20 protein-coding genes are annotated in these 24,811 nt (G+C 37.6%); 7 read left to right on the plus strand and 13 right to left on the minus strand.

Features of this window, described 5'->3' with window-relative positions:
- Positions 1–341 precede the first annotated feature (341 nt).
- Together B9T28_RS09910 and B9T28_RS09915 are read right to left on the minus strand one after the other, a co-directional pair.
- Positions 342–938, minus strand: coding sequence for a YidB family protein (locus tag B9T28_RS09910; protein WP_086203954.1), 597 nt, complete (start codon positions 936–938; stop codon positions 342–344).
- A 106-nt stretch (positions 939–1,044) separates the two neighbouring features.
- Positions 1,045–1,515: a DUF6231 family protein gene (locus B9T28_RS09915; RefSeq protein WP_086203821.1), complete on the minus strand. Its 471-nt coding sequence runs from the start codon at positions 1,513–1,515 to the stop codon at positions 1,045–1,047.
- Positions 1,516–1,548: 33 nt separating this feature from the next.
- On the opposite strand from B9T28_RS09915, the gene B9T28_RS09920 reads away from it, so the two are divergent.
- Positions 1,549–2,418, plus strand: coding sequence for a DUF2797 domain-containing protein (locus B9T28_RS09920; protein WP_086203822.1), 870 nt, complete (start codon positions 1,549–1,551; stop codon positions 2,416–2,418).
- A gap of 96 nt (positions 2,419–2,514) precedes the next feature.
- Here the strand turns inward: B9T28_RS09920 and B9T28_RS09925 are convergent, their stop codons facing one another.
- Positions 2,515–4,884, minus strand: coding sequence for an AAA family ATPase (locus B9T28_RS09925; RefSeq protein WP_086203823.1), 2,370 nt, complete (start codon positions 4,882–4,884; stop codon positions 2,515–2,517).
- Between the two features lie 599 nt (positions 4,885–5,483).
- Here B9T28_RS09925 and B9T28_RS09930 point away from each other — a divergent pair.
- Together B9T28_RS09930 and argF are read left to right on the plus strand one after the other, a co-directional pair.
- Positions 5,484–6,137: a TetR/AcrR family transcriptional regulator gene (locus B9T28_RS09930; protein ID WP_086203824.1), complete on the plus strand. Its 654-nt coding sequence runs from the start codon at positions 5,484–5,486 to the stop codon at positions 6,135–6,137.
- Positions 6,138–6,254: 117 nt separating this feature from the next.
- A complete protein-coding gene (gene argF, locus B9T28_RS09935) occupies positions 6,255–7,175 on the plus strand; it encodes an ornithine carbamoyltransferase (protein ID WP_086203825.1) in 921 nt (306 codons plus the stop codon).
- A 136-nt stretch (positions 7,176–7,311) separates the two neighbouring features.
- On the opposite strand, the gene B9T28_RS09940 is transcribed toward argF, so the two are convergent.
- The 8 genes from B9T28_RS09940 to rpiA form a co-directional block, all read right to left on the minus strand.
- Positions 7,312–7,665 carry a YnfA family protein gene (locus B9T28_RS09940; protein WP_086203826.1) on the minus strand — a complete coding sequence of 118 codons (354 nt, stop codon included), beginning with the start codon at positions 7,663–7,665 and terminating at the stop codon, positions 7,312–7,314.
- 84 nt (positions 7,666–7,749) lie between these two features.
- Positions 7,750–10,026 carry an ATP-dependent Clp protease ATP-binding subunit ClpA gene (clpA, locus tag B9T28_RS09945; protein ID WP_086203827.1) on the minus strand — a complete coding sequence of 759 codons (2,277 nt, stop codon included), beginning with the start codon at positions 10,024–10,026 and terminating at the stop codon, positions 7,750–7,752.
- A gap of 9 nt (positions 10,027–10,035) precedes the next feature.
- Complete coding sequence (gene clpS / locus B9T28_RS09950) at positions 10,036–10,452, minus strand: ATP-dependent Clp protease adapter ClpS (protein WP_086203955.1); 417 nt, start codon at positions 10,450–10,452, stop codon at positions 10,036–10,038.
- An 18-nt stretch (positions 10,453–10,470) separates the two neighbouring features.
- Complete coding sequence (locus B9T28_RS09955) at positions 10,471–11,220, minus strand: DUF6776 family protein (protein ID WP_086203956.1); 750 nt, start codon at positions 11,218–11,220, stop codon at positions 10,471–10,473.
- A gap of 79 nt (positions 11,221–11,299) precedes the next feature.
- Positions 11,300–12,349: an N-acetyl-gamma-glutamyl-phosphate reductase gene (gene argC / locus B9T28_RS09960; RefSeq protein WP_086203828.1), complete on the minus strand. Its 1,050-nt coding sequence runs from the start codon at positions 12,347–12,349 to the stop codon at positions 11,300–11,302.
- Between the two features lie 121 nt (positions 12,350–12,470).
- On the minus strand, positions 12,471–13,577 hold the full coding sequence (locus tag B9T28_RS09965) for a GGDEF domain-containing protein (protein ID WP_086203829.1): 1,107 nt from the start codon (positions 13,575–13,577) through the stop codon (positions 12,471–12,473).
- Between the two features lie 183 nt (positions 13,578–13,760).
- Entirely contained in the window at positions 13,761–14,441 is a 681-nt protein-coding gene (locus B9T28_RS09970) for a M48 family metallopeptidase (RefSeq protein ID WP_086203830.1), read from the minus strand.
- Between the two features lie 23 nt (positions 14,442–14,464).
- Positions 14,465–15,136 carry a ribose-5-phosphate isomerase RpiA gene (rpiA, locus tag B9T28_RS09975; RefSeq protein WP_086203831.1) on the minus strand — a complete coding sequence of 224 codons (672 nt, stop codon included), beginning with the start codon at positions 15,134–15,136 and terminating at the stop codon, positions 14,465–14,467.
- 105 nt (positions 15,137–15,241) lie between these two features.
- Between rpiA and ilvA the strand changes: the two genes are divergently transcribed.
- From ilvA to B9T28_RS09990, 3 genes are all read left to right on the plus strand, one after another.
- Positions 15,242–16,780, plus strand: a complete 1,539-nt coding sequence (gene ilvA, locus B9T28_RS09980; protein WP_086203832.1) for a threonine ammonia-lyase, biosynthetic — start codon at positions 15,242–15,244, stop codon at positions 16,778–16,780.
- 384 nt (positions 16,781–17,164) lie between these two features.
- Positions 17,165–17,815 carry a potassium channel family protein gene (locus tag B9T28_RS09985; protein WP_086203833.1) on the plus strand — a complete coding sequence of 217 codons (651 nt, stop codon included), beginning with the start codon at positions 17,165–17,167 and terminating at the stop codon, positions 17,813–17,815.
- Between the two features lie 10 nt (positions 17,816–17,825).
- Positions 17,826–19,178 (plus strand): TrkH family potassium uptake protein, encoded by a 1,353-nt coding sequence (locus B9T28_RS09990; RefSeq protein WP_086203834.1) that lies wholly within the window; start codon positions 17,826–17,828, stop codon positions 19,176–19,178.
- A gap of 45 nt (positions 19,179–19,223) precedes the next feature.
- On the opposite strand, the gene B9T28_RS09995 is transcribed toward B9T28_RS09990, so the two are convergent.
- Both B9T28_RS09995 and B9T28_RS10000 read right to left on the minus strand, forming a co-directional pair.
- A complete protein-coding gene (locus B9T28_RS09995) occupies positions 19,224–20,372 on the minus strand; it encodes a phospholipase A (protein ID WP_086203835.1) in 1,149 nt (382 codons plus the stop codon).
- A 17-nt stretch (positions 20,373–20,389) separates the two neighbouring features.
- Positions 20,390–23,329 (minus strand): insulinase family protein, encoded by a 2,940-nt coding sequence (locus tag B9T28_RS10000; RefSeq protein WP_086203836.1) that lies wholly within the window; start codon positions 23,327–23,329, stop codon positions 20,390–20,392.
- A gap of 473 nt (positions 23,330–23,802) precedes the next feature.
- Between B9T28_RS10000 and B9T28_RS10005 the strand changes: the two genes are divergently transcribed.
- The gene (locus B9T28_RS10005) at positions 23,803–24,807 is read left to right on the plus strand and encodes an adenosine kinase (RefSeq protein WP_086203837.1); all 1,005 of its coding nucleotides are present in this window, start codon (positions 23,803–23,805) and stop codon (positions 24,805–24,807) included.
- Positions 24,808–24,811: the final 4 nt, after the last annotated feature.

Consider the following 24,811-nt stretch of genomic DNA (forward strand, 5'->3'; position numbering starts at 1 on the left):
ATGCCGATCAAGAGCAGATCAGCCAAGAACTTTAAATCTAATTTTAAAGAAAAAGCTATTGATTTAATTAAATATAAATAAAAAAACTATTTCAGCTTATTAAAAGATCAGTACGAAACTTAATAATGAGTAAACCTTATACTGTTATAGATTAATTCTCTGGAATTTATGCATCTTTATATGCTAAATAGCATCATCAAAAGTAAATCAAATAACGAAATCATTGGCTTAAGTAGGATTCAAGTTAAATCGTTTTAAATATACTCAATTTTTTATTTTTAATCATTAATACTTCAAAAAGCCAACTCAGCACTCACCAAATTGACTTTTCTTACCAAAAGTTACTTCATAAATCCAGAAACTAAATTCATTACATTCTGAATATCATTATTCGCTTCTTTGGGATCGGTCGCATCACCTTGAGGTGTTAATGAATTAATAATTTGCGGAAGCACTGAAGAAATTGCACCATAAACTTCTTGAGTGGGTACCTGAGCTTGTTGTGCAACTTGCTCTATATCTTGTGAATTAAATAGACTTTGAATTTGTTGTGCAGGGACATCACTATTACCTTGATTTGGATCAACCCAACTTTGTACTTGTCCAGTTAAACCTGCGCCTTGTAATTTAGCTAAAGCTCCTTGTAAACCACCATTCTGTTGAATCCAACCAAGTACCAATGGAACGACGGCTATCAATAACGATTGCGCATTAAAACCACTTGCTTGCGCTGTTGGTTGTTGCTGACCACCACCGAGGCTACCAAGAACTGACCCTAAAATACCACCTAAACCACCTTGTTGAGTTTGCTGCTGACTACCACCCAAACCACCAATAACCGACCCTAAAATACCGCCTAAACCACTTTGTGATGATTGTTGTTGTCCACCCAGTGCTTGCTTCGCTAAAATTTCAACAATATTACTTAAATCCGTCATGAGCTTTCCTAATTTGATTTTATACTCATCAACAGAATACTTGGCTTTATTTACAAAACCAAAATGCATATTGTTATTTTTTGCAAGAGCTTTAAAAGCCCCACATTTACCAACGAAATTTATTCCAATTTTCAGGGTTCGCCCAAAATTTAGAATTAAACCAATCAGGCACATGCTTATACGTTAAAATATTGAACTGCCATAAAGCAAAATCACAATCATGCGAAGTTTTATCAATTAATTGAGTAAAACCTAAAGAGCGCAATAATTTTTCATCTTGGCGTTTACACACGACAATAATACGCTTAGCCATCAAATCTCTTAATTTCACCAATAACTGTGATTTCTGCTGATCATTTACATTTATGAGTTCATCAGTATCTAACAACACAAAGCCTAAATCATAACGCCCAGTAAAAGGCAGACTTAAAAAGTCAGTTAAGTTAAAATACTGCCATTGAATTGAATGATTAATATTGTATTGGGCAAGATCTTGACCAATGCACAATGCAGTTGTAATTGGCTGTTCTACTGATAAATCGTCTAGCATTGAAGTGATGACATTGTACTCAGCCATAACTGCACCTTTATTTTGAGTGAGTAATTAAATATGGAACTACAAGGCATTTGCCATAAAATGCATGCAGGTTTAAAAAACCTTAGTGTAACTGATCAACAAACTCACAAGGCAAATGTTGAATATAAATTTATATTGGATCGCTCAGAAGTTGATCTACCCTTCAATTTAGGTCAAGAAATTGAAATTGAAGCGACAGGAAATATTTATTGTATTTCCTGCGGCACCAAAACGCCAAAATCTTATTCTCAAGGTCATTGTTTCAAATGCATGAAAACTAAAGCGTCCTGCGATATGTGCATCATGAAACCGGAAACCTGTCACTATCATCTAGGGACTTGTCGTGAAGATAGTTTTGCTCACGAAGTGTGCTTTCAACCGCATATTGTCTATTTAGCCAATTCAAGCGCTTTAAAAGTTGGCATTACCCGCTTAGGACAAATGCCAACACGTTGGTTAGATCAAGGTGCAACACAAGCCCTACCCATAATGAAAGTCGGTTCACGTCGTTTATCTGGTCAACTTGAGGTTATGTTCGGCACACAAGTTGCAGATAAAACCGATTGGCGTAAATTGCTTAAAGGTGAAGCTGAACCCGTGAATCTAATTGAAATTCGTGATCAACTCATTGAAGATTTTGCACCAAAAATTCAAAGCATTCGGGATGAATTTAGCCAACATTTAGAATTTAATGAAACGGTTGAGTTACTGGAGACTGAATTACCACGTGAATTCGTTTATCCTGTCGATGAATATCCTGAAAAAATTAAATCACATAACTTGGATAAAACCCCAGTTATCCGTGGCAAATTACAAGGGATTAAAGGTCAATATTTAATTTTAGATACCGGCGTGATTAATATTCGAAAATATACCGGCTATGAATTAAAAATTAGAATTTAATCTCAAATTTATACGCTCTCTAAAAATAAAAGCCCATCAATTTATAATGATGGGCTTTTATTTATCTAAGGCTTTATTTAATCAAAGTTAATTATATTAAGCCTCATTCAACACGCCAATATCTAATGATTTTTCAAGATCAGACCGATTTAATTTAATCGACTCAATATCATCACCTGATTGCATCGCTCGACTTACCGCACGTCGTGTTGCACGAGTTACTAAAGAGTTCAAATCACGCCCAGAATATCCTTGACTATTTTCAGCAATTTCTTGAGCGACAGCATTGATATCAAAGTCAGTCGGTTTTTTCGCCAACATTCCTACTAAAATTTTTACTCGCGCGTCTAAATCTGGTAATCCAATTTCAATCTTTCGCTCCAATCTCGACATCAATGCACCATCAATATTTTCAGGATGGTTACTTGCAGCAAGTAGAAAAACTTGGCCTTCTTTCGTTGCAACACCATCTAGCTCTTGAAGCATTTGCCCTACGATTTCTTGCGTAAAATTATCATTCTTACCACCTCGAGCACCTGCCACAATATCAATTTCATCAATAAAAACAATACAAGGTGCTTGTGAACGTGCTTGCTCAAACAATTGCTTTACTTTACTACCAGATTGACCCGTAAAATTGGCTTTTAAATCTGAAGTAGCCGCGGCAATAAACGATAGGCCAGATTGACTTGCTAATACCCGAGCAATTTGCGTTTTACCTGTTCCCGGTGGGCCATATAGCAAGATTCCTTTCGGCGTTGAAATACCTAATTTTGCTAATTTCTCAGCATTTTTAAGCTCTTTGCCTAGATTTTGAAATTCCATTAGAGTCTCAGAGGGTAATACCACATCATCCCAAGTCAAAGATCTCACTTGAGTAGAACCCTTTCCTCTAATTTTACGTACTTGTTCAATTAAATTTTCTGGTTTGAATTCTCGATTAATATTTTCAGCAACGATCGTGGCAACCAAAGTATGAATATCACGCCCTGACATGCCTGTAGTTTCTGTCACTAAGTCTTCAGTGACCTCTAGTGCAATTTCTGCTTCTTTAAACTCATTTTCGAGTATACGCTTACGTGCTTGATCATTAGGTAAGCCAATTTCTACACTTGCGGTAAAGCGAGATAAGATTGCATTATCAATAATATCGTGACGATTGGTTGCTGCAATGACTAAAACTTTCCCAGATGCTTGATTAAACCCATCCCATTCGGATAAAAAGGTTTGTACTAACTCATTACCAAAGGCATCATTATCTGTACCACCACGTTTTGCAAATGCACTTTCACATTCATCAACAAATAACAAAGTCGGTGCATTTTCACGACAACGCTCCCACAGCTCTTTGACTTTCGGAGCAGTCTGACCAATATACCCTGCCTTTAAATCAGAAATATTTACCGCTTCAAAGTGACAATTTGCATGTTTAGCCAGTTTACGTGCAATTAATGTTTTACCTGTACCCGGAGGACCATATAACAAAATACCTTTAGGCGATGGCTTGCGCCCTGAGACAAACAGATCAACTAATTTTAAAACACGATCAAGTGTTTCTTCTTCTATCGCAACATCTGACCAATTTTGCGTAACATCACTTAATGTTTTAAAGCGCTGTTCAAGTGATGCAATATACTCATACGCCCTAACCCATGCTTCAGCATGCTCAGAAAAAACTTGAACTGCCGAAATATCTTGAGAAAATTCAGGAACTAAATCAAGTGCGATTTGTTTGTAAATCGGCCAATTCCATGCTTCTGTATTGGCGTTAATATCAATAAACTGAGCTGGTTGTCCATCTTTAGGCATCAGTAAAATTGCAAATTCATTGTCGGCTTGATTTAAACCATGGAAAACTACAAAATCCGCACCAAAAACTTTGCCTGATTTGTCACTAATACGCCAATTTTTTGAAATATTTTTCTCAGAAGCAGGGGCGCAAATAGCTTTATACGGATATCCTTTTTCACTACTTTCTTTGTCCCCAAAATGCATATAGCTAAGTTTGCACTGTCCCAATAAATGGATGCTTTCAACTTCACTTTTACTTTTTCGATCACCTTCTTTTTGCATCCCCTTTCTTACTAAAAACACATAGACAGTAATCGCTAAAATATAGCTCAAAAAACTACCAATTAGTGCTTTTGCAAAAAATGGAATAAGCAAAAAAATACAGCCCCACAAAAGAGCCAAAATGATTCCATTTTGGCTTAGTGGCTTTAAAGTTAAAGCATTTAATAGACTATCTTTACGTGCTTTTTCGCGAACAGCATTTGCTTTTATAGCCGTATAATTCTGTAGAATTAGTTCTGCCTTATGCGCAGCAGCTTCCACGGCAGGATAATACTCAAAAGTTTCAGCTTTAATTTTCTGTAAACTTTCTCTAGCTTCGCTAAGCTCACTCTTGGCTTGATTAAGCTGTTGTCCTAAATAGCTTTCCTGTTCAGCAGATGAATTATTATCCATAAGAGGTTTTTCTCATAAAGTTTCTTATTCCTCCATTATGCATAAAATAACTTTTTTTACATTATTCATTTAATTTGATCACACTTTTTCTTTAAAAAAATCAGATATCTATAAATATAGCTAATTATTAAGTTTATATTTCAATATCATAAAAAGCCTTTTACGCTGCTGAATACCCCTAATCAATACATTTTTACGTCTTCAGATCAGTTGAATATACGGTATTCACCAAATTCAGTGATACGTTTGCGATACCTGTACCTAAGATATAAATGGCTTTACAACCGATTCATTTTTAGATCATGCTGCAAAAAATTGACTATACTGATAATTTATAATAGTTTTTCTACTTAAAAATTTATCCAAAGCTTAGAGCTAAAAATACTTATTGTGTCACACTCTCTTCACCATAGTCACTTTATTAATTAAGGCTTAAATATAGCTTTAATCAACTCTAGTACTCTGTATTTTAGGTAAAATAAATTTAAATTCATTAACCGATATACCTCAAAGTAATTAAATATATTTTCAAAACAGAAATTCATTGACATATTTGCTATAATCTGCACAGCCTAATTATTCTTTCCTTGTATTGTTCTATGCATAAACATTTAGCTGAATTTGAAGCTTCTGGTTGCGATCAACCACAAACTCGTAGAGGTCATGAACGACGTCTTGCGCTTTTATTCAGTGCGAATGATTTATTTTTGGAACGAGGTTTTGATGCGGTTTCATTAGATGATATCGTTAATCACGCTGGCGGCTCAAAAGCTTCCATTTATAAATACTTTGGGAATAAAGATGGTCTCTTCACTGCAATTTGTGATTATCGGCGTGAACAGTTTTTCAAAGATATTTGTGTACCCTTTAATTTTACGACAGATGATCTGCGCTCTTATTTAATTCAAACACTCATGAGTTTTAAGCAACATCTGATCATTCCAGAAAATGCAGCATTCCTTCGTTTAATTTTAGAACAAGCCCAACGCAATCCAGCACTTGCTCACTATATTAATGAACAAGGTCCAAGACATATTCAATTGGCAATTGCTTGTGCACTCACCAAAGCGGATGAGCTTGGTATTATTGAATGCAAACAGCCTATTTACTCCGCTCAGCTATATTTCGGAATTATCCGTAATATTGAATGGTGTGTCCTCATGAATATTCACATCCAGAAAGATGATCAAGAAACAATCGAATACATCAGTTTTTGCGTTGATCGCTTCTTAGCCGGTCATCAAAGAAGCTAGTTTTTTTGCAATTCTGTTGTCTTATAGTATATTACTTGAATCTTTTTTACTTTCTACCAACCAACAATACATTGTGGGTCAATTTTTTATTGGCTAAACAATGATTGTGGAGTGACCATGGCTCTACGACATTTTCTAACTTTACGTGACCTATCCACCGCTGAGCTGAACCGCATTATTGATCGTGCGCAAGAGCTTAAGCTTAAGCAACATAACAATGAAGTGTTTCAACCCTTTGTTGGCAAAGTAATGGGGATGATTTTTGAAAAGTCGAGCACACGTACCCGTGTGTCTTTTGAAGCTGGTATGAGCCAATTTGGTGGTAGTGCTATTTTTCTTTCTTCACGTGATACTCAATTAGGTCGTGGCGAACCTATTGAAGATGCTGCACGCGTCATTTCCAGTATGCTTGATATCGTAATGATTCGTACTTTTGGTCATGACATCGTCACGCGTTTTGCTGAATATTCAAAAGTTCCAGTGATCAATGCATTGACTGATGATCACCACCCTTGTCAACTTCTTGCCGATGTGCAAACTTTTGTCGAATATCGTGGCTCGATCCAAGGTAAAACCGTAGCTTGGATTGGGGATGGCAACAATATGTGTAATTCATATATTGAAGCCGCACACATGTGGGGATTCAAATTAAAAATCGCATCACCTAAAGGTTATGAACCAAAACCAGAATTTTTATCTGAATATGCACATTGTGTAGATCTTGTTGATTCTGCTGAAGATGCCGCTGTGAATGCTGACTTAATCGTAACTGATGTTTGGGCAAGTATGGGACAGGAAGAAGAACAAAAAATTCGTGAAAAAGCTTTTGCTGCTTACCAAGTTAATGAACAATTGATGAGTTTAGCTCATCCTGATTGTTTATTTATGCATTGCTTACCTGCACACCGTGGTGAAGAAATTTCAGAAAATATGCTAGAGCATAAAAATGCAGTCGTTTGGGCGGAAGCTGAAAATCGCTTACATGCGCAAAAAGCTTTAGTTGAGTTTCTAATCAATGAAAATTTAAAGAAAAATTAATTTTATCAGTTAAATAAAAGGCTTTGTAAATCAAAGCCTTTTTTATTTTTATGCATTATGTATGCTTAAAGTAGATATCACTCAATCATATAAAATCTCAAACAAATACTTTAACAGAATTCAATAACATTTTAATTTAACGTATCAAACCATGTGGTTGTAAAATAATTAGTGCCGCACCAATTAATACCACAGCCCCACCCATCAGATCCCATCGCGTTAAAGATACCTGATCAACAAACTTTAACCACATTAAAGCAGTGAAAATATAAATTCCGCCATAAGCCGCATAAATCCGACCGGAAGCCGCAGGATGTAATGTCAACAACCATACAAATACCGCTAAACTTAATACCGTTGGCACCCATAACCACTGGGATTTCCCTTGATTCAAAATTAAATAAGGGAAATAACAGCCTAGAATTTCTGCAACTGCAGTGATTAAAAATAAAAAAAACGTTGTTACTACTTTGGTAATTTGAATATCCATCATCTTCTCAAACATTCAGTTCAAATTAAGCCTCAATAAAAATAACCCGTGAATTCACGGGTTATTTTTATTTAAATTAATGCGTTATGCAGGCTCTGCCGTTTCATCTTCAAAAACTTCTAATTTCAAACCAACGGCTTTACCATTTTCTTTTTGTACAGAAACAGCAACATTACCACCATGATCTGCCAACTCACCGAATAAAATCATTTCTGCAAGTGGTTTCTTCAAATGATCTTGAATCAAACGTTGCATTGGACGAGCGCCCATTAAACGGTCATAACCTTGCTCGCACATCCAATCACGCGCACTTTGATCCACTTCGAGCACAACTTTTTTATCATCCAATTGCGCTTGTAATTCAGTTAAGAATTTATCAACCACCGACTCGATTACAGTCGTTGGTAAAGCTTTAAATTGAATCACACCATCCAAACGATTACGGAACTCTGGAGAAAATGCTCGCTTCATCGCCTCCTGATTATCATTACTATTGTCTTGCTCAGTAAAACCAATACTGGTACGAGAAATACTTTCTGCACCAATATTGGTTGTCAAAACAATGATGACATTGCGGAAATCTGATTTACGACCATTATTGTCAGTTAATGCACCATGATCCATCACTTGCAATAACAAGTTGAAAACATCTGGATGTGCTTTTTCAATTTCATCCAATAATAAGACACAATGTGGATTTTTGTGAATTGCATCCGTGAGCAAACCACCTTGATCATAGCCAACATAACCTGGAGGTGCGCCAATTAAGCGAGAAACTGCATGACGTTCCATATATTCAGACATATCGAAACGCACCAACTCCACACCCAACAATTTAGCCAATTGCTTGGTCACTTCAGTTTTACCAACACCAGTAGGACCCGCAAAGACAAAACTACCGACCGGTTTATCTGGAGATTTCAAACCAGCACGAGATAACTTAATTGCTGAAGAAAGCGCACCAATGGCCTCATCCTGCCCAAAGACCACACGTTTTAAATCACGTTCAAGATTTTCAAGTACAGATTTATCATCTTTTGACACAGTTTTCGGTGGAATACGTGCAATTTTTGAAATAATATCTTCAATATTTTCAATCGTAATGACCGTATTATCTTGTTCCGCTTTTAAACGGCGTTGAGCACCGGCTTCATCAATAACATCAATGGCTTTATCTGGTAAAAAGCGATCATTAATAAATTTAGCAGACAACTCTACCGCTGAAACCAATGCGTTATCATCATATTGAACATGATGAAATTCTTCAAATTTACTTTTTAGTCCACGTAAAATATCAATCGTTTCAGAAATTGATGGTTCATTGACATCAATTTTTTGGAAACGACGAGACAATGCATGATCCTTTTCAAAGACTTGACGATATTCTTGGAACGTTGTTGAACCAATGCAACGTAAAGAACCATTGGCTAAAGCTGGCTTAATTAAATTCGATGCATCCATGGTACTACCCATACTTGAGCCAGCACCAATAATCATGTGAATTTCATCAATAAATAAAATTGCTTCAGGTTTCTTTTTCAAGGCATTTAACAATTGTTTTAAACGCTTTTCAAAATCACCCCGATATTTTGTTCCTGCAACCAAGGCACCAATATCAAGACTAAATACCTCTGCATTCGCCAATGGCTTAGGTGCTCGTCCATTCACGATTAACCATGCCAAACCTTCTGCAATTGAAGTTTTACCGACACCCGGATCACCTACAAGCAAAGGATTGTTTTTACGACGACGACACAAAATTTGTGCTGTACGTTCAATTTCTTTCTCACGACCAATTAACGGATCAGTTTTTCCTTTTTGTGCTTCGACGTTGAGGTTAAGGGTATACAACTCAAGTGGCCCAGCATTAGCTGAAGAACTTGATTCACCATCTAAATCTTCAACTTCTTCTTCAACTTGAATTTCTTCTTTACGTCCACCGTGTGATAAATACTGCGTCAAAGTTAAACGATTAATTTGATGGCGTTTTAGTAAGTAGACGGCGAATGAATCACGTTCCGAATACATCGCAACCAGTACATCCGCCCCCTCAACGGTACGATCACCACCACTGGATTGCACATGAAAAATTGCACGTTGTAAAATTCGATCAAAGCTTTCAGTTGGATGTGGCGCTTGGTCACTATTTTCACCAAGTTTAGGGGTATGTTGTTCTACGTATTCTTCTAATTCTTTACGCAAACCGATAATTTCTGCACCACAAGCTTTCAGTGCATTTACAGCAGAGTCATTATCGAGTAATGCCAATAGCAAATGTTCGACCGTAAGAAACTCATGTCTCTTTTGACGAGCCATGCTAACAGCCAAACGTAAAGAAACTTCTAATTGACGACTGAGCATGAGATCCCCTTATTCTTGTGGCTCAATCTGACAAAGTAATGGATGACCTTGAGATCGAGCATAGTTGTTTACTAGGTTTGCTTTTGTTTCCGCAATGTCTCGCGGATAAACAGCTGCAACACCTTTGCCTTCATAATGTACTGTTAACATTACTTGAGTAGCTTGGTCAAGATTCAAAGCAAAGTATTGTTGTAAAATTTCAATAACAAAGTCCATTGGCGTGTAATCATCGTTCATTAAAACGACCGCATACAGTGGTGGACGCTTAAATTCAGGCGGTGCGGTTTGTACTGCAACATCACCTTCCTTTTCTTCCTGATGATCTGAATCACTCAGCCGAGGACTCAAATGCCAATCCACATAACCAGTATGATTAAAAGAGGCTTTTACTTCAGATAAACTGATTTGACGTTTGTAACTGCACATATATTTAAAATTCACCACTTATTGAGCATTCGCTTCTGCTTGCGGAACTTCCGCAGCTGAAGCAGCTGAGCTTTCTATAGGTTTTCCACGCGACCAACTAAAGCGTTTAATTACTGGTGTTGCTCCGTTTAAGCGCACTTCGATAAATTGAGGATTAAAACCTTTCGGCATAGTCCAACGACCCGTTAAACGCTCAAAAGCTGCAAAATTAAAATTACTATCTTCCATTGGAACAACTAAAACTTCTGTTCCACTAATTAAGCGTAACTCTGCACTTCCTGAAGCCTGTCGATTATTTGGGCTCACTTGCACCAAATCAATTTGGTATTCATAAGCATTTTCAGGCAAGCTTTTAACTGCTATGTTTTGCACCGTCAAACTCATACCACCACGTTGCTTTAGCACTTCACGATAAATCGCACTCATACCATCTACTTGGGCTTTTTCAGCATTTGCCAAGTTAAGGGCCTGAAATAAATCATTTGAATTACTAACAGCAACATCACGCTCTTGCACTGCTGCATTCAGATTTTTATTGAGCGTGCTGAGGGTTACCTTTTGCTTCTCAACCACATCGACCAATTGTTTTGCATCAGCATCATAACCGACCACTGTTAAACCTTGACGATGCCCCACGGTGTATCCCAATAATATACTGCCTGCACAAAGCACCACCCCACCAATAATGAGCGGCATACTTCCTTTCATCAAAGATTTTTTTGGCGTCTGAATTTGTTGTGACGTAGTATCTATTTCTGTGTTCTGCATCGTCATCTCTGATCATGGATAGAGTCAAAACACACATTTAACGCGAATGTGAAATGTGTGTGAAGTTTAAAAACGTTTTTTATGGTAATAATCCGATGCCTTGTAAACCTGCATCCTCAACAAAACCAAACATTAAGTTCATATTTTGCACAGCCTGTCCTGCTGCACCTTTAACCAAATTATCTTGTACCGATAAAACAATCAACTTTTTCGGTTGTGGTTTATACAATGCGATTCGTAATTGATTAGCACCACGCACCGAACGAGTTTCGGGTGAGCTATTCGCAGGCATCACATCTACAAACTGCTCATTTGCATAGAACTGTTCATATAAACTTTGCAAATCGGTTGCATCACCAGCCTCGGTTAAATCAACATAGATCGTACTCAGCATGCCACGAATCATAGGCACTAAGTGCGGTACAAAAATAATGTGATCAAACACACCCGTTTGACCTGAAATATTTTCCAATGCTTCAACAATTTCAGGATGATGACGATGACCAGCAACGCCATAAGCTTTAAAGTTATCTGCATTTTCAGAATAAATCATACCTAAACTAGCTTTACGACCTGCACCTGAAACACCTGATTTTGCATCAATAATAATACTTTCAGGTTTAATTAGTGTTTCAGCTTGTTTAAATAATGGCGCTAAACCCAGTTGTACCGTGGTTGGATAACAACCGGGATTGCCCACAACATTGGCTAGTTTAATTTTGTCACGGTTTAACTCTGATAAACCATAAACAGAATCTTTTAAAATTTCTGGACAGCTATGCTCTAAACCATACCATTTTTCAAATTGTGCTAAATTTTGGAATCGGAAATCTGCAGCTAAATCGATAACTTTGGTCTTTGCTGCAACCAATTCAGTAGCATGTTTCATTGCCACGCCATGTGGTGTTGCAAAAAATACAACATCACATTTTTTTAGTTCATCAATATTTAAATCTGAATAGCAAAGTTCGGTGTGACCACGCAGGCTTGGGAACATGTCATCAACACGACGGCCATTTTCAGTTCGTGAAGTCAGTACATTAACTTGTACATTTGGGTGTCGTAGTAAAAGACGCAACAATTCAACGCCTGTATAACCTGTGCCGCCGACAATACCAACTGAAATCACGTTCTTTACCTCAATTCAAAGCATCCATTTCGTAACTGTGCAGTATGACAGGAAGTTGAGGTTTTCTAAACTATTTTGCTTGGTTTTCATTATTTTTTCTCATTACGACGACTGGTTCCATCTATCCCTTCATCATTTTTTCATGCGTTTCCAATAAAGTACAATTACGTCCAGCACGTTTCGCTGCATACAATAATTTATCCGCAACCCCAATAGCATGCGTTAGATCTTGATTTTTCACCTGAGTAAGACCAAAACTGGCTGTGACTGATATTTTTTGCTCTAAAAATAATTCCATTTCAATTGCGGTACGAATACGCTCGGAAAGTTGATATGCCACAATTAAATCTTCAACTTGCAATAAAACAATAAATTCTTCACCACCAAAACGTCCAACCAAATCATGTTCACGGACATTTTGACTAATAATCAGACCGACTTCATTTAAAATTCCATCTCCAGCCAAATGCCCATAACGATCATTAATTTTTTTAAAATGATCCACATCACACATCAACAAAAAATATTTTTTTATAGGCGATTTTACTAAATTTTCTTCAGCATAATCATAAAAACCACGCCGATTCAGCAAATGAGTCAGAGGATCCCGTGAACGTTCATCTTTTAGTTTTAAAATAATATCTCTCACTAAAGTCCCTAATAGAACCATTGCGAACCACATACTCAGTAAAATACTGGCGGCTAACATCATCAACCACCACACTGATTTTGAAAGCATGGCAATCTTAATATCCTCTAAAAAATGAAAAATAATAAGACAACGAATGAAGGTATAAAGCACGATAAATAAATATGAAAGATCAACAATTTTATTTAACCAGTCGTTATTCTTATAACCCCGAAACATTGAAACCAAAACTAAGCTGCTTACAGTTGCTATACCGAAATTCAAAATCAACATACGCATCCACAATTGTTGATCTATATATGAATAATAACTCAGTAAAGCGGTAAGTATCACAATCAAAAACCATGCGACTTTAGAATGTGCATGTGCTTTTTTTCTTAAAGCCATGGCATATGCACTGGCCCAAGCACCAAATAAATACATCCCCCCCAACACAGGAGCGGCCACATTCAGCTGATCACCAGACATCAAGCATTGTGCAGCTAAAGAAAATGCAGGAACAATATAACCCACGCCCAACCACAACAAATAATGCGGAGCTTTAAATAAAAAATGACAAATTAAGAATAGGCTACCCATCAAAATTAGACAGCTAGGGACTATGAGTATGAAATAATGAATATCTGTAAAATTCAAATTTAAGTTCTTTATTAATATAACGACAATGGATAAATAGTTGTTTTAACATAGTACAAATTTTAAATCATTTTTTTATATCTTCTCAATTCATACTTAAAAATATATTTATAATATCATTCAATATTAACAGAACCACCAATATGGCATTGAACTCGTTTTTAATATCTTTTGATGGCTTTTATAAAATATATCATGTTTAGTAACTTCTGCCCAAAATTTTTTACTATGATCAAAATGCTTGGTGTGCGCCAACTCATGCACACATACATAACGCGTAATTGTTTGAGGAAATAAAACCAAACCACCGTTCAACATAATATCGTGTTTAGAGGTACAGCTTCCCCAACGTGTTTTGGGCTGACGGATGCTACATTTACCAAAATTTAAACCAGTTTCAGCACTCACTTGCGCCAAATAAATAGGCAAATGATGCTTTGCATAAGCAACGATGAACGCTTTTAAATATTGTTCAGGCTGACGATCACTAATCAAAATTAAATGATTTTTAGAATCAAAAATAAAAGATGGCTTTTGAGGTTGATATTTAATTTGTAGAGGTTGATCTACATTAAATAATTGTAATTCTGTAGGTAAAGTTTGCTCGTTAAATTTTAATTTTTGTTGTTGCTTCTGCCAAGTTTCACACAACCACTGTTGCGATTGATCCACAAAGTTCTGAATTTGTCTTTGACTACAGAACACAGGAGCTGTTAAACGAATCTGCGTGGGTTCAACACGTAAGTGCAAACGTGTTGCCCTCACATGTCGAACGATTTTAATTTCAGGTAAATCAGCAAAATTCATCGAAATTTCAAACCCAACAACAATTAAACTGCTGTACGTTCTTCAATTCCATTATCAGTAGCAACAACCGCAATATCTGCTTTTTGAATAGCAAAGATACCGTTACAAACCACACCTGGAATATTATTCAATGTTTTTTCAAGCTCGAGTGCATTTAAGATATTCAAATTATAAATATCTAAAATCACATTACCATTATCCGTTACTACACCTTCACGGTAGACTGGATCACCACCAAGTGAAACAATTTTACGCGCCACAGCAGAACGTGCCATAGGAATCACTTCAACAGGAAGTGGGAATTCACGACCCAACTGCTCAACCCATTTCGAGTCATCCACGATACATACGAATTTTTTCGCAATCGACGCGACAATTTTTTCACGGGTCAGTGCAGCACCACCACCTTTGATCATATGCATATGACGATCAATTTCATCCGCACCATCGACATAAGCATCTAAACCACCAACATGGTTCATATCCACTACTTCAATGCCTAATTTTTTAAGACGTTGTGCAGTGGCTTCAGAACTTGCAACCGCTGCTTCTAATTGCAATTCTGGTAATAATTCAATGAGGAAGTTCACAGTACTTCCTGTACCTACACCCAAAATACCGCCCTTCGGCAAGTGCTTTAACGCAGCTTTTGCGACAGCTTGTTTCTTTTCATCTTGGGTAGCATACAGACTCATAACTTGGCTCAACTATTTTCGACATTTGTTGCTGATTTTACAGCCTAAATGCACAGGGTTTGTTACAATAAAAATCTATTTTAAACTGTTAGATGGAAAATTAACATGCTGTCTCGTTTGGTTCGACAAATATTACAAGCAACTGTCTATGATGTTGCAATCGAAACTCCACTCGAAGCAGCGCCACGAATTAGTGAAAAACTAAACAATAATATTCGCTTCAAACGCGAAGACTTACAACCGGTCTTTTCTTTCAAACTACGCGGTGCTTATAACCGTATTAGTCAATTACCGAAATCTCAGTTAGAACGTGGCGTTATTACAGCTTCTGCAGGTAACCATGCGCAAGGCGTAGCTCTATCTGGTCAAAAACTGGGAATCCACGCCATTATTGTGATGCCAAAAACTACACCTGACATCAAGGTACAAGCGGTAAAACGCTTAGGTGGTGATGTAGTTTTATACGGCGATTCATTTGATGTTGCCAACAAATATGCCATTCAACGTGCTAAAGATGAAGGGCTAACCTTTATTCCGCCATACGATGATGAATTAGTCATGGCTGGACAAGGTACCATTGCCAACGAAATTTTACGTCAATGGCGTGATGTCGACTATGTATTTGTGGCTGTAGGTGGTGGTGGTTTAATTGCGGGTGTTGCCGCATATTTGGGCGATGTTGCGCCCCATGTGAAAGTCATTCCTGTGGAATACGATGAATCGGCATGCCTCAAAGCCGCTTTTGAAGCCAATGAACGTGTGATTCTGCCACAAGTCGGCTTATTTGCCGATGGTACGGCGGTAGCACAAATTGGTGAAAAACCATTTCAAGTGATCCAACTCCAAAAATCAGATAATTCAGGGCCAATTGTTGAACGTGATGTCGTTTTGGTCAATACAGATGAAATCTGTGCTGCCATTAAAGACACTTATGATGAATGCCGTAGTATTGTTGAGCCTTCTGGTGCAATGGCACTGGCAGGCATTAAAAAATATGTTGAACAACATGGTCTAAAACATAAGAACATCGTTTCGATTGTGTGCGGTGCCAACATGAATTTTGACCGCCTACGTTATATCGCAGAACGAACAGAACTCGGTGAACGTAAAGAAGCCATTTTTGCCGTGACCATTCCTGAAGAAAAAGGTTCTTTCCTGAACTTCTGCCGTGCTTTACAAGGTCGTAATATTACTGAGTTTAACTACCGTGCCAGCACTTCAAGTGCCGCTCAAGTCTTTGTCGGCATTAGTCTCAAAGGTGGCGAAAAAGAACGTCATGACATCCATGAACTCTTACAAGCCCACTATGATGTCGATGATTTATCGGATGACGAAGTAGCCAAATTACATATTCGTTACTTGGTTGGTGGACATGCGGATATCGAAAATGAGCGTTTGTTCCGCGTAGAATTCCCAGAACGTCCGGGTGCGTTATTAACCTTCTTAGAACGTCTTGGGCCAACGCATAATATTACTCTATTCCACTATCGTAATCATGGTGCTGCTGAAGGTCGTGTACTGGTGGGTCTTGAAGCAACCGATGCCAAACAAAACCCCGATGGTTTAATTGAAACATTGGAAAAAATCACTTATCCATATGCTGAAATTACCAACAATTTAGGTTATCAGCGCTTTTTAAAATAAGATAAACCACTATATATTTCAAATATCTAAGCCAAATAAAAAAGAACCTCAGTTGAGGTTCTTTTTTTAAAACAACATACCAAATCGATCGTAGGTAGTAAAAGCTTTGTAATACTCTATCTTTAGAGCATCTTCCTTTTCGCTATATCGATTACGACCAACTTTTATCCAAAACTTACGAATATGTTTTTCTAATAACATCCTTTCCAAGCAAACCAACTATTTATAACCATCAAATACATAAGTCGTTGGCTGAATCGTGTTTTTAAAGATAAAATAGAAACATGATTTCAATCACGTGAATACCTATTATATTCTTGATGCCTAATTTCGTGATCATCAAACATCTATCAGATTTTCATTTATAAAAGGATATTTTTAAATATGGCACTGTTTGCTGTCATCGGTTTAGGAAGTTTTGGTGGAACAGTTGCCCTAGAACTCACAAAGCTCAATCATGATGTGATCGGAATCGATACCATTAAGAAAAACGTGGAAAATATAGCCGATCAAATTAGCCATGCTGTTATTGCCGATGCGACTGATGAGCATGTTTTAAATGAGCTAAATGTCAAAAATTGTGATGCTGTGGTGGTTGCTATTGGTGAAGATATTGAAGCCAGTATTCTATGTGTATTGCACTTAAAAAACTTAGGGATTGAAAGAATTTTAGTCAAAGCAAAATCTAAAGCTCATCATATGATTTTGTCACATCTTGGAATTACTAAAATTATTCATCCTGAAGAAGATATGGGGATTCGAATTGCACAGAGCTTGAGTTTCCCCATGGTTCAACGCTATATGGAACTCAATAACGAGCGCTATATCGTAAAAGCTGAAATTGGTGCTAATCTACAAGGTAAAGAATATCAAACACTCATGGAAGAGGCATATGACTTAAAAACACTCTTATTGCAGCGCGGCTCACATGTGCTTTATGAGATTGCACCCGGTACAATTTTACAGGAAAAAGATATTTTAATTATTGAAGGTCCTGTAGAAATGTTAAGAAAACTTTCGTCCCGTTTCTTATAAAGAAGCTTTTATGAAATTTAAAAAAACTGAGCTGATTAATAAAAAGCAAAATAGCATCAATCTAAGTCCACCCAGTTTACTGGCCCTAGGCTTTTTAAGTTTTATTGTCATCGGTACAATTTTACTCAAACTCCCCTTTGCACATCACGGTGAACTGCCTTGGCTTAAAGCACTTTTTACGGCAACATCAGCCGTCACCATTACTGGGCTTTCCGTTGTTAACGTTGGTGAATCTTTTACGCTGTTTGGTGAAATTATCATCATGATCTTAATCCAATGTGGCGGCTTAGGTTTTATGACTTTTGCCATATTGGCAGCACTCAGCCTATCTTCCAAAGTCGGCTTAAAACAACAGATTATGGCTCAAGAAACGATTGGACAAACCAGTCTGGCGAGAGCTACCTTTACCGTAAAAGGCGTATTACTGTACTCTTTATTTTTTGAAGGTGTCGGTACCTTTATCTTAACCATCGCTTGGATGCAACATTATGACTTTGGGCATGCTTTTTTCTATGCCTTATTCTATAGTGTTTCGGCATTTAACAATGGTGGATTTTCCTTATTTCCCAATAGTTTAATGAGTTTCTCAGACCAATATATGGTGACATTCACCATTAGTATGTTGTACATCATTGGTGGTATTGGCTTTGTTGTGTTAATGGATATTAAACGCGCCAAACGCTGGAAAAAATTATCGACCAATAGCAAACTCATTTTATCGACCATTGCAGGTTTAAATCTATTCGCCTTCATTGTGATTTGGTGTTTAGAGGCCAGCAATCCTCTGACACTTGCTCCCATGTCAGTTGGAGACCAAGCTTTAAATGCATGGTTCCATGCAACTGTTCCTCGATCTTCTGGCTTTAATAGTGTTGAAGTCAGTAGCATGACCGATGCTTCAGCTTTAGTCACCATGGTACTGATGTTTATTGGCGGTGGTTCACTCAGTACTGCTGGTGGTATTAAGGTAGGTACCTTTATTATTATGGTATTGAGCGTGATTACCTTTTTAAGGCGTTCTGATGAGTTGACGGTATTTAAACATTCTATTCCCTATCACATTACCTTTAAGGCCTTAGCCGTCATTTCTATTACGTTTATGCTGATTTTAGTCGGTTTTTTTGCACTGCTAATTTTAGAACCGAATAAACGCTTTCTCGACTTACTCTTTGAAGCTGTTTCCGCAGCCTGCACCGTTGGCTTATCCAGAGGTGTGACCGAGGATTTACGACCTGCTAGTTTAATTACACTCATCATGTTGATGTTTGCAGGACGCTTAGGCCCGCTTACTTTGGCTTATTTAATCGCAACACCGAAAAAAAGCAGAGTCAACCACCCAAGTACCGAAATTCAAATTGGTTAATAAATTAAGTTAAAAAAATCGCTCGATTGAGCGATTTTTTTAGGTTTAGAACCAGTTCATCAAGGAAACACCCAAACCAACATAGGTAGCTCGATGGTTATAATCAATCAGACTTTCCCCATAGCCATCAAACAATTGAAAATGACCACGTAATTTGCCTTTAATCGGAAAAGCCCAATCAAACTGCATCGCACCATGCGAATCATCACCACCTTTAAGCGAGTGGCGTAACATCAATGAAAAATCATGCTCGTTCCAACGATAGAATGCAGTTAAGTCACCGCGTCCAACATAATCCTTAATATCAGGATTGTTATCATCTTTCGCTGACTCATCCATACGATACCAAGGACGAATCATCATTGCGAAATTTCCTTCTTCAAAACCTAGGTTCAGCATCACGCGATTCCAACTACGTGACAAAGGATCTGAACGCCCATTCGATTGGTGATTAAAAGTAACTCCCAATAAACGCCCATTCAAACCTAAAATTTCATAGTTGGTACGAAATATCAGACTTGCTTCAGGTTCATAATTGGTTTCACGAAATGGACGAGACTCTCCAGAATTATAAACTTGCCAACGCGAAGACTGAGTATAACCTAACCACACATCACCATTATCACCAATCAAATTTTCAACCGCTTTGGTCTTAAGGGAAATTTGAAATTTCGCTTCCATCGATTTTAAATTTTGATCTTCCGTCACAGTATTTTGTGGATTTGGGCTGTGTGGAAATTCATTTTTACTACTCGACCAAAATGCAGGTAATAAATACACCGGCTGATTGGCCCGAATATTCCAAGTGCCTAATTTACTATCCGCTGAAAGTTCCCAACGCTTATCCAACAATGATGTATTTGGATCAATCTTAGGCCCCTCAACTGCAAACAGACTCCCAACCTTCTGTTCAATTTTATCTTTCAAAGTCACTGGTTCAGTAGCTGGCTGAACCAATGCTTCTGCTGCACGCTTTTCTGAAACTAAAACTGGAGCTATAACACCTGACGTTTTAAATATTTTGTCATAACATGCCAAACGATCTGCATTTGACTCTAAAGCAACACATGCTTGCGTACTTGCAGGGTTAACTTGAGTGGAATCATCTGCTTGCGCGGTAGACACCCAACCAAAATTGAGCATCATTAAGATGCTCAGATTAAGTGGTGTACGTTCAAAAGACTTGAACGACATATTTTTCTCCAGAATATTTATTTGACTTGTTTTATTTCAAATCCAAGTTGTTCCAAAGTCTCTTTTTTAGCGACAGGTGCAACTACGGCTTTAACTGGTTTTTGTTCAATTAGATACGTTTGTGCCACACGTTTTAAATCTTGCAATGTGACTTCTAGTAATCGTGTACGTAACATTTTTCTAAATGCAGGTGTACGCCCATGCAACAACGCATAACATGCCGTAATTGCCTCACCTGCTGGTGAACCTGGTTTATCCATACTCGAAACTAAGCCCAAAATCGCTTCTTCAAGCTGATGTGATTGTTGTTCAACATTCATCAACCAGTCAATACTCGCTTCAAAGTCTTTAAAAGTTTCTGCTAAACGTGGATCACGATAACTATAGAAGCGGAATGAGCAGGCATTCCCATCATAACTTGCCCCGCCACCATAAGCGCCACCTTTTTCACGAATCGCACTATGCAAGAATCCATTACGTAAATAACCTGCGAGGACCATTAATGGCGCTGCATCTGGATGAGCAACGTCAACAGCAGCATAAGCCGCAGCACAGAATTGTACATTGCTCTGAATGAGCCAAGCTTGGTCTTTGTCGCTATTTTCTTGTTCAACTTGAGTTAAAGCAACTGGCGTTTTATCTATAGCCAATTTATCCCAAACCTCTTGAACTTCTGCCACCAAAGCGTCTGAATGATGCTCTTCACAGACCAACAAAAATTGTTTTGGTGCCAACATTAATTCGCGATGAATTGCTTGCAGTTCTGCAATGAGTGCATCGTATGCAGCATCGTCTTTTTCAATTTGAGCAACCAGCTCACTTAACCAATTTAATGCACCTAAACCAGTATTTTGATAATCACGTTGTGCCAATGCACTCATATTCCGCGATGCAATTTGCATGGCATAACTATGACCAGAATCTGACAAACGCGAAGCCCAACGAGTTTTACGTTGTTGTAATAACTCAATAATACGATCTTTTTCATCAAATCGAAGCTGTTCAAACGCCAGTTTAAGCAATTGAATAGCATTTAGCTTATGCGTCAACGATTTAGTCGTTAAAGTTAACCATGCAGTAATTTTACCTTTATCATCCACTTGAGAGCGTAATGATGCTCCCATGCCCAAACCACCACTCACAGCTGTTTGTAATTGTTGCAAGGCTAAATAATCATATTCACCAGCACCAACCTCACCCATTAAAATAGATAACAAGTTAAAATATGGTGATTTTACAATTTGGTCAGGAATTTGAATCAACACTTGCTGATAATAAATACCATTGGTTCCAGCATGATATAGATTTAAAGGAGTATCTAAACCATTGGAGATAATTTCACGCAATTGACCTTGTACAATCGCCAATTCTGCTGGAATATCCTCTAAACCAACTTTTGGCAATAAATCTAAATCATCAGGAGTTGCTTGACGAATATTTAAAGCTTCCGTTTGTTGGATAATTTCAGCTTTCTGTTCCTCAGTTAAAGCTGCACCTATTTTTGCCAAACGTGCTTTTTCATCTTCAGCTTCTTTTGCAGATTTCGTCGCATCGGGTACTAAAGTCATTTGCACACGATGTGGATTATCCAAAAGATGTGTGGTGATAAGATTAGACAGCCACATTGGATCTTTAAGCTCTTCTTTTACCAAATCCATAGCAGCATCGACATCCCATACATGAATAGGATCACTATGATGAATTGCACTACTCAACCCATTCAAAATCAAGGTCAAGCCATATGGCGTACCATCCCCACTAATTTCACGTTGATGCAATTCTATTTGATGCAAGATTGCATCAACCATGTCTTGATCAGCAGGTTTTGATGCCACATCTTGTAAAATATTCAACACACCTTGTTTGAATTCTTCTGCATGTTCAGGGTTCGAACCTTGTACACCACAATAAAACGTCATTTCAAAATTAGAATCATCGACGCCCATAATTGGCCCAGTCGATTGTGCATAGTCACATGTTTCTAAATAATAACGTAATGGAGATGCTGAGTCTTCGAGTAAAATTCCTTCAACCAAGCGCATACCTAAACGTAGTTTAATATCACTTGATTCTGGTAATAACCACGAAAGAATATGATAGGTCTTATCTTTTAAATCTTCTGCATCAACCGCATATGTTTCAGTCACTTCAAGCGGTGCAGTCAAACGTTGTTCATGTTTAGAATAAAGCGTTTCGCCTTTTCCAAATTTTGCCAACGCTAATTTTTCAAATTGCTCTTGTAAATGATAGGCAGGTTCATTGCCAAAAGTCATAAATACCGCATTACTTGGATGATAATGGGACTTATAAAAAGTTACCAATTCTTCATAGGTAAGATCAGGAATATCTTTGGGATCACCGCCAGAATTGTAGTGATAGGTTGTTTTCGGGAATAAATGATGTGCCAATTGATGGTACAGTTGATCTGACGGTGAACTCATAGCACCTTTCATTTCATTAAAGACCACCCCTTTATAAACAGGCTGACCTTCCTCCAATTCAATACGAATACCTTCTTGAGCAAAATCAAGTGGATTCAAATTGGCTGCAAAAGCGGCATCCAAATACACTTCCAATAAATTTTGAAAGTCTTTCTTATTTTGTGTTGCGAATGGATACGCTGTCCAATCGGCAGCCGTAAATGCATTCATAAATGTGTTTAATGAACGACGAATCATTAAAAAGAATGGGTCACGTACTGGAAATTTCTCTGAACCACATAACGCCGTGTGTTCAAGAATATGCGCCTCACCTTTTGAATCCATCGGTTGAGTACGAAATGCAACGAGAAAAACATTCTCATCGTGTTCAGTCGCCAAGTGATAATGCATCGCACCAGTGACTTTGTGTTTATATTCAGAAACTAAAATATCTAAAGCTTCAACATGGTGTTGACGTACCAACTGAAACGCAGGATGAACAGTATGGGTTATGGTTTCAGTGACATCTACAGTCATGTGATCTCCTCAAAATTTGTAATATTTAACTTAACGGCATTATACATTCACTGTCCCATACAATTCACCCTTTAATCACAGTGCGATGATAAATTTAACCGACTATTTCAATCGGAATTATCTAATAACTGAGTGAACATGCTAACTTATTATTTTTAAATGGGTAATTTTAGAATTAGTTAAGATTGATTGGTAGTTGCAGAAATATAGCAATTAGATGCACTTTCTGTAGCTATCAATAAAGTTATCACTTGAAAGTCTGGGGACTCAAATCCTTCAATGTCAGCAAGTAATAATTTCACCAAGCCTGATTTTCAACAACAAGAATGTACATACCCCCCTTATCATCATCTAATCTGTTTTAGTAAATTTAAAATTTATATAAGAATAAACATGAATTTTATTCATCAATCTACAGTAAAACTGAGCATTGGTGTAAACTTTGCATTTTTAACATTGATGTGATGAAGAACATGGCTACAGTTGACCTTTTTGCAATTGGTAATGCACTGATTGATCAGGAGTTTAAAGTAACTGATGAATTCCTAATTCAACAAAACCTGCAAAAAGGCACCATGCAATTAGCAGATGGTGATACACAAGCTCAATTATATCAAAACTTACAAGCAAGCCAAATCTATAAAGGTCAAACTTCAGGTGGTTCTGCAGCCAATACCTCAGTTGCTTTCAGCGCATTAGGTGGTTCTACATTTTATGCTTGCCGTGTTGGTCATGATGACTTAGGTGCCATTTATCTCAATGGCTTAAATGAAGCCAAAATTCACACTACACCTAAATCAATCAGCCAAGGTGTAACCGGTACATGCATGGTTCTCGTGAGTGCTGACTCAGAACGCACTATGCAAACTTACTTAGGGATCACTGCGGAATTGACTGCCGAGCAAATCGATTTCACAGCTTTAAAGACTGCAAAATGGCTATACATCGAAGGTTATTTATCATCTAGCGATACTGCACGTGTTGCAGTAAAACAAGCTCGTCAAATTGCACGAGACAACGGTGTTAAAATTGCTTTGACATTATCTGATCCCGCTATGGTGCAATATGCACGTGCAGGTTTAGATGAACTTTTAGATGATGGCGTAGATTTAATTTTCTGTAATCAACAAGAAGCAATGATGTATACAGAAACTGATTCTGTAGAAGCAGCATTGACTAAACTGAAATTACTTAGTAATGAGGTTGTCATTACATTAAGTGAAAAAGGTGCCCTTGTAGCAAATGCAGAGCAACATATTCACGTTGCTGGTCGCAAAGTAACAGCAATAGATGCCAATGGTGCAGGTGATGCTTTTGCGGGTAGCTTCCTATACGCTTTAAATGCGGGCTTAGGCTTACAGACTGCTGCTGAATTGGCAATTCTAATTTCAAGTGAAGTTGTTGCACAATATGGCGCACGTTTAGACGTTGCCAACTATGCTAAACTTTTGCAAAATTTTCAAAAGGAATGTGCATAAATGT

The organism is Acinetobacter silvestris (assembly GCF_002135235.1).
Classification (GTDB): Bacteria; Pseudomonadota; Gammaproteobacteria; order Pseudomonadales; family Moraxellaceae; genus Acinetobacter; species Acinetobacter silvestris.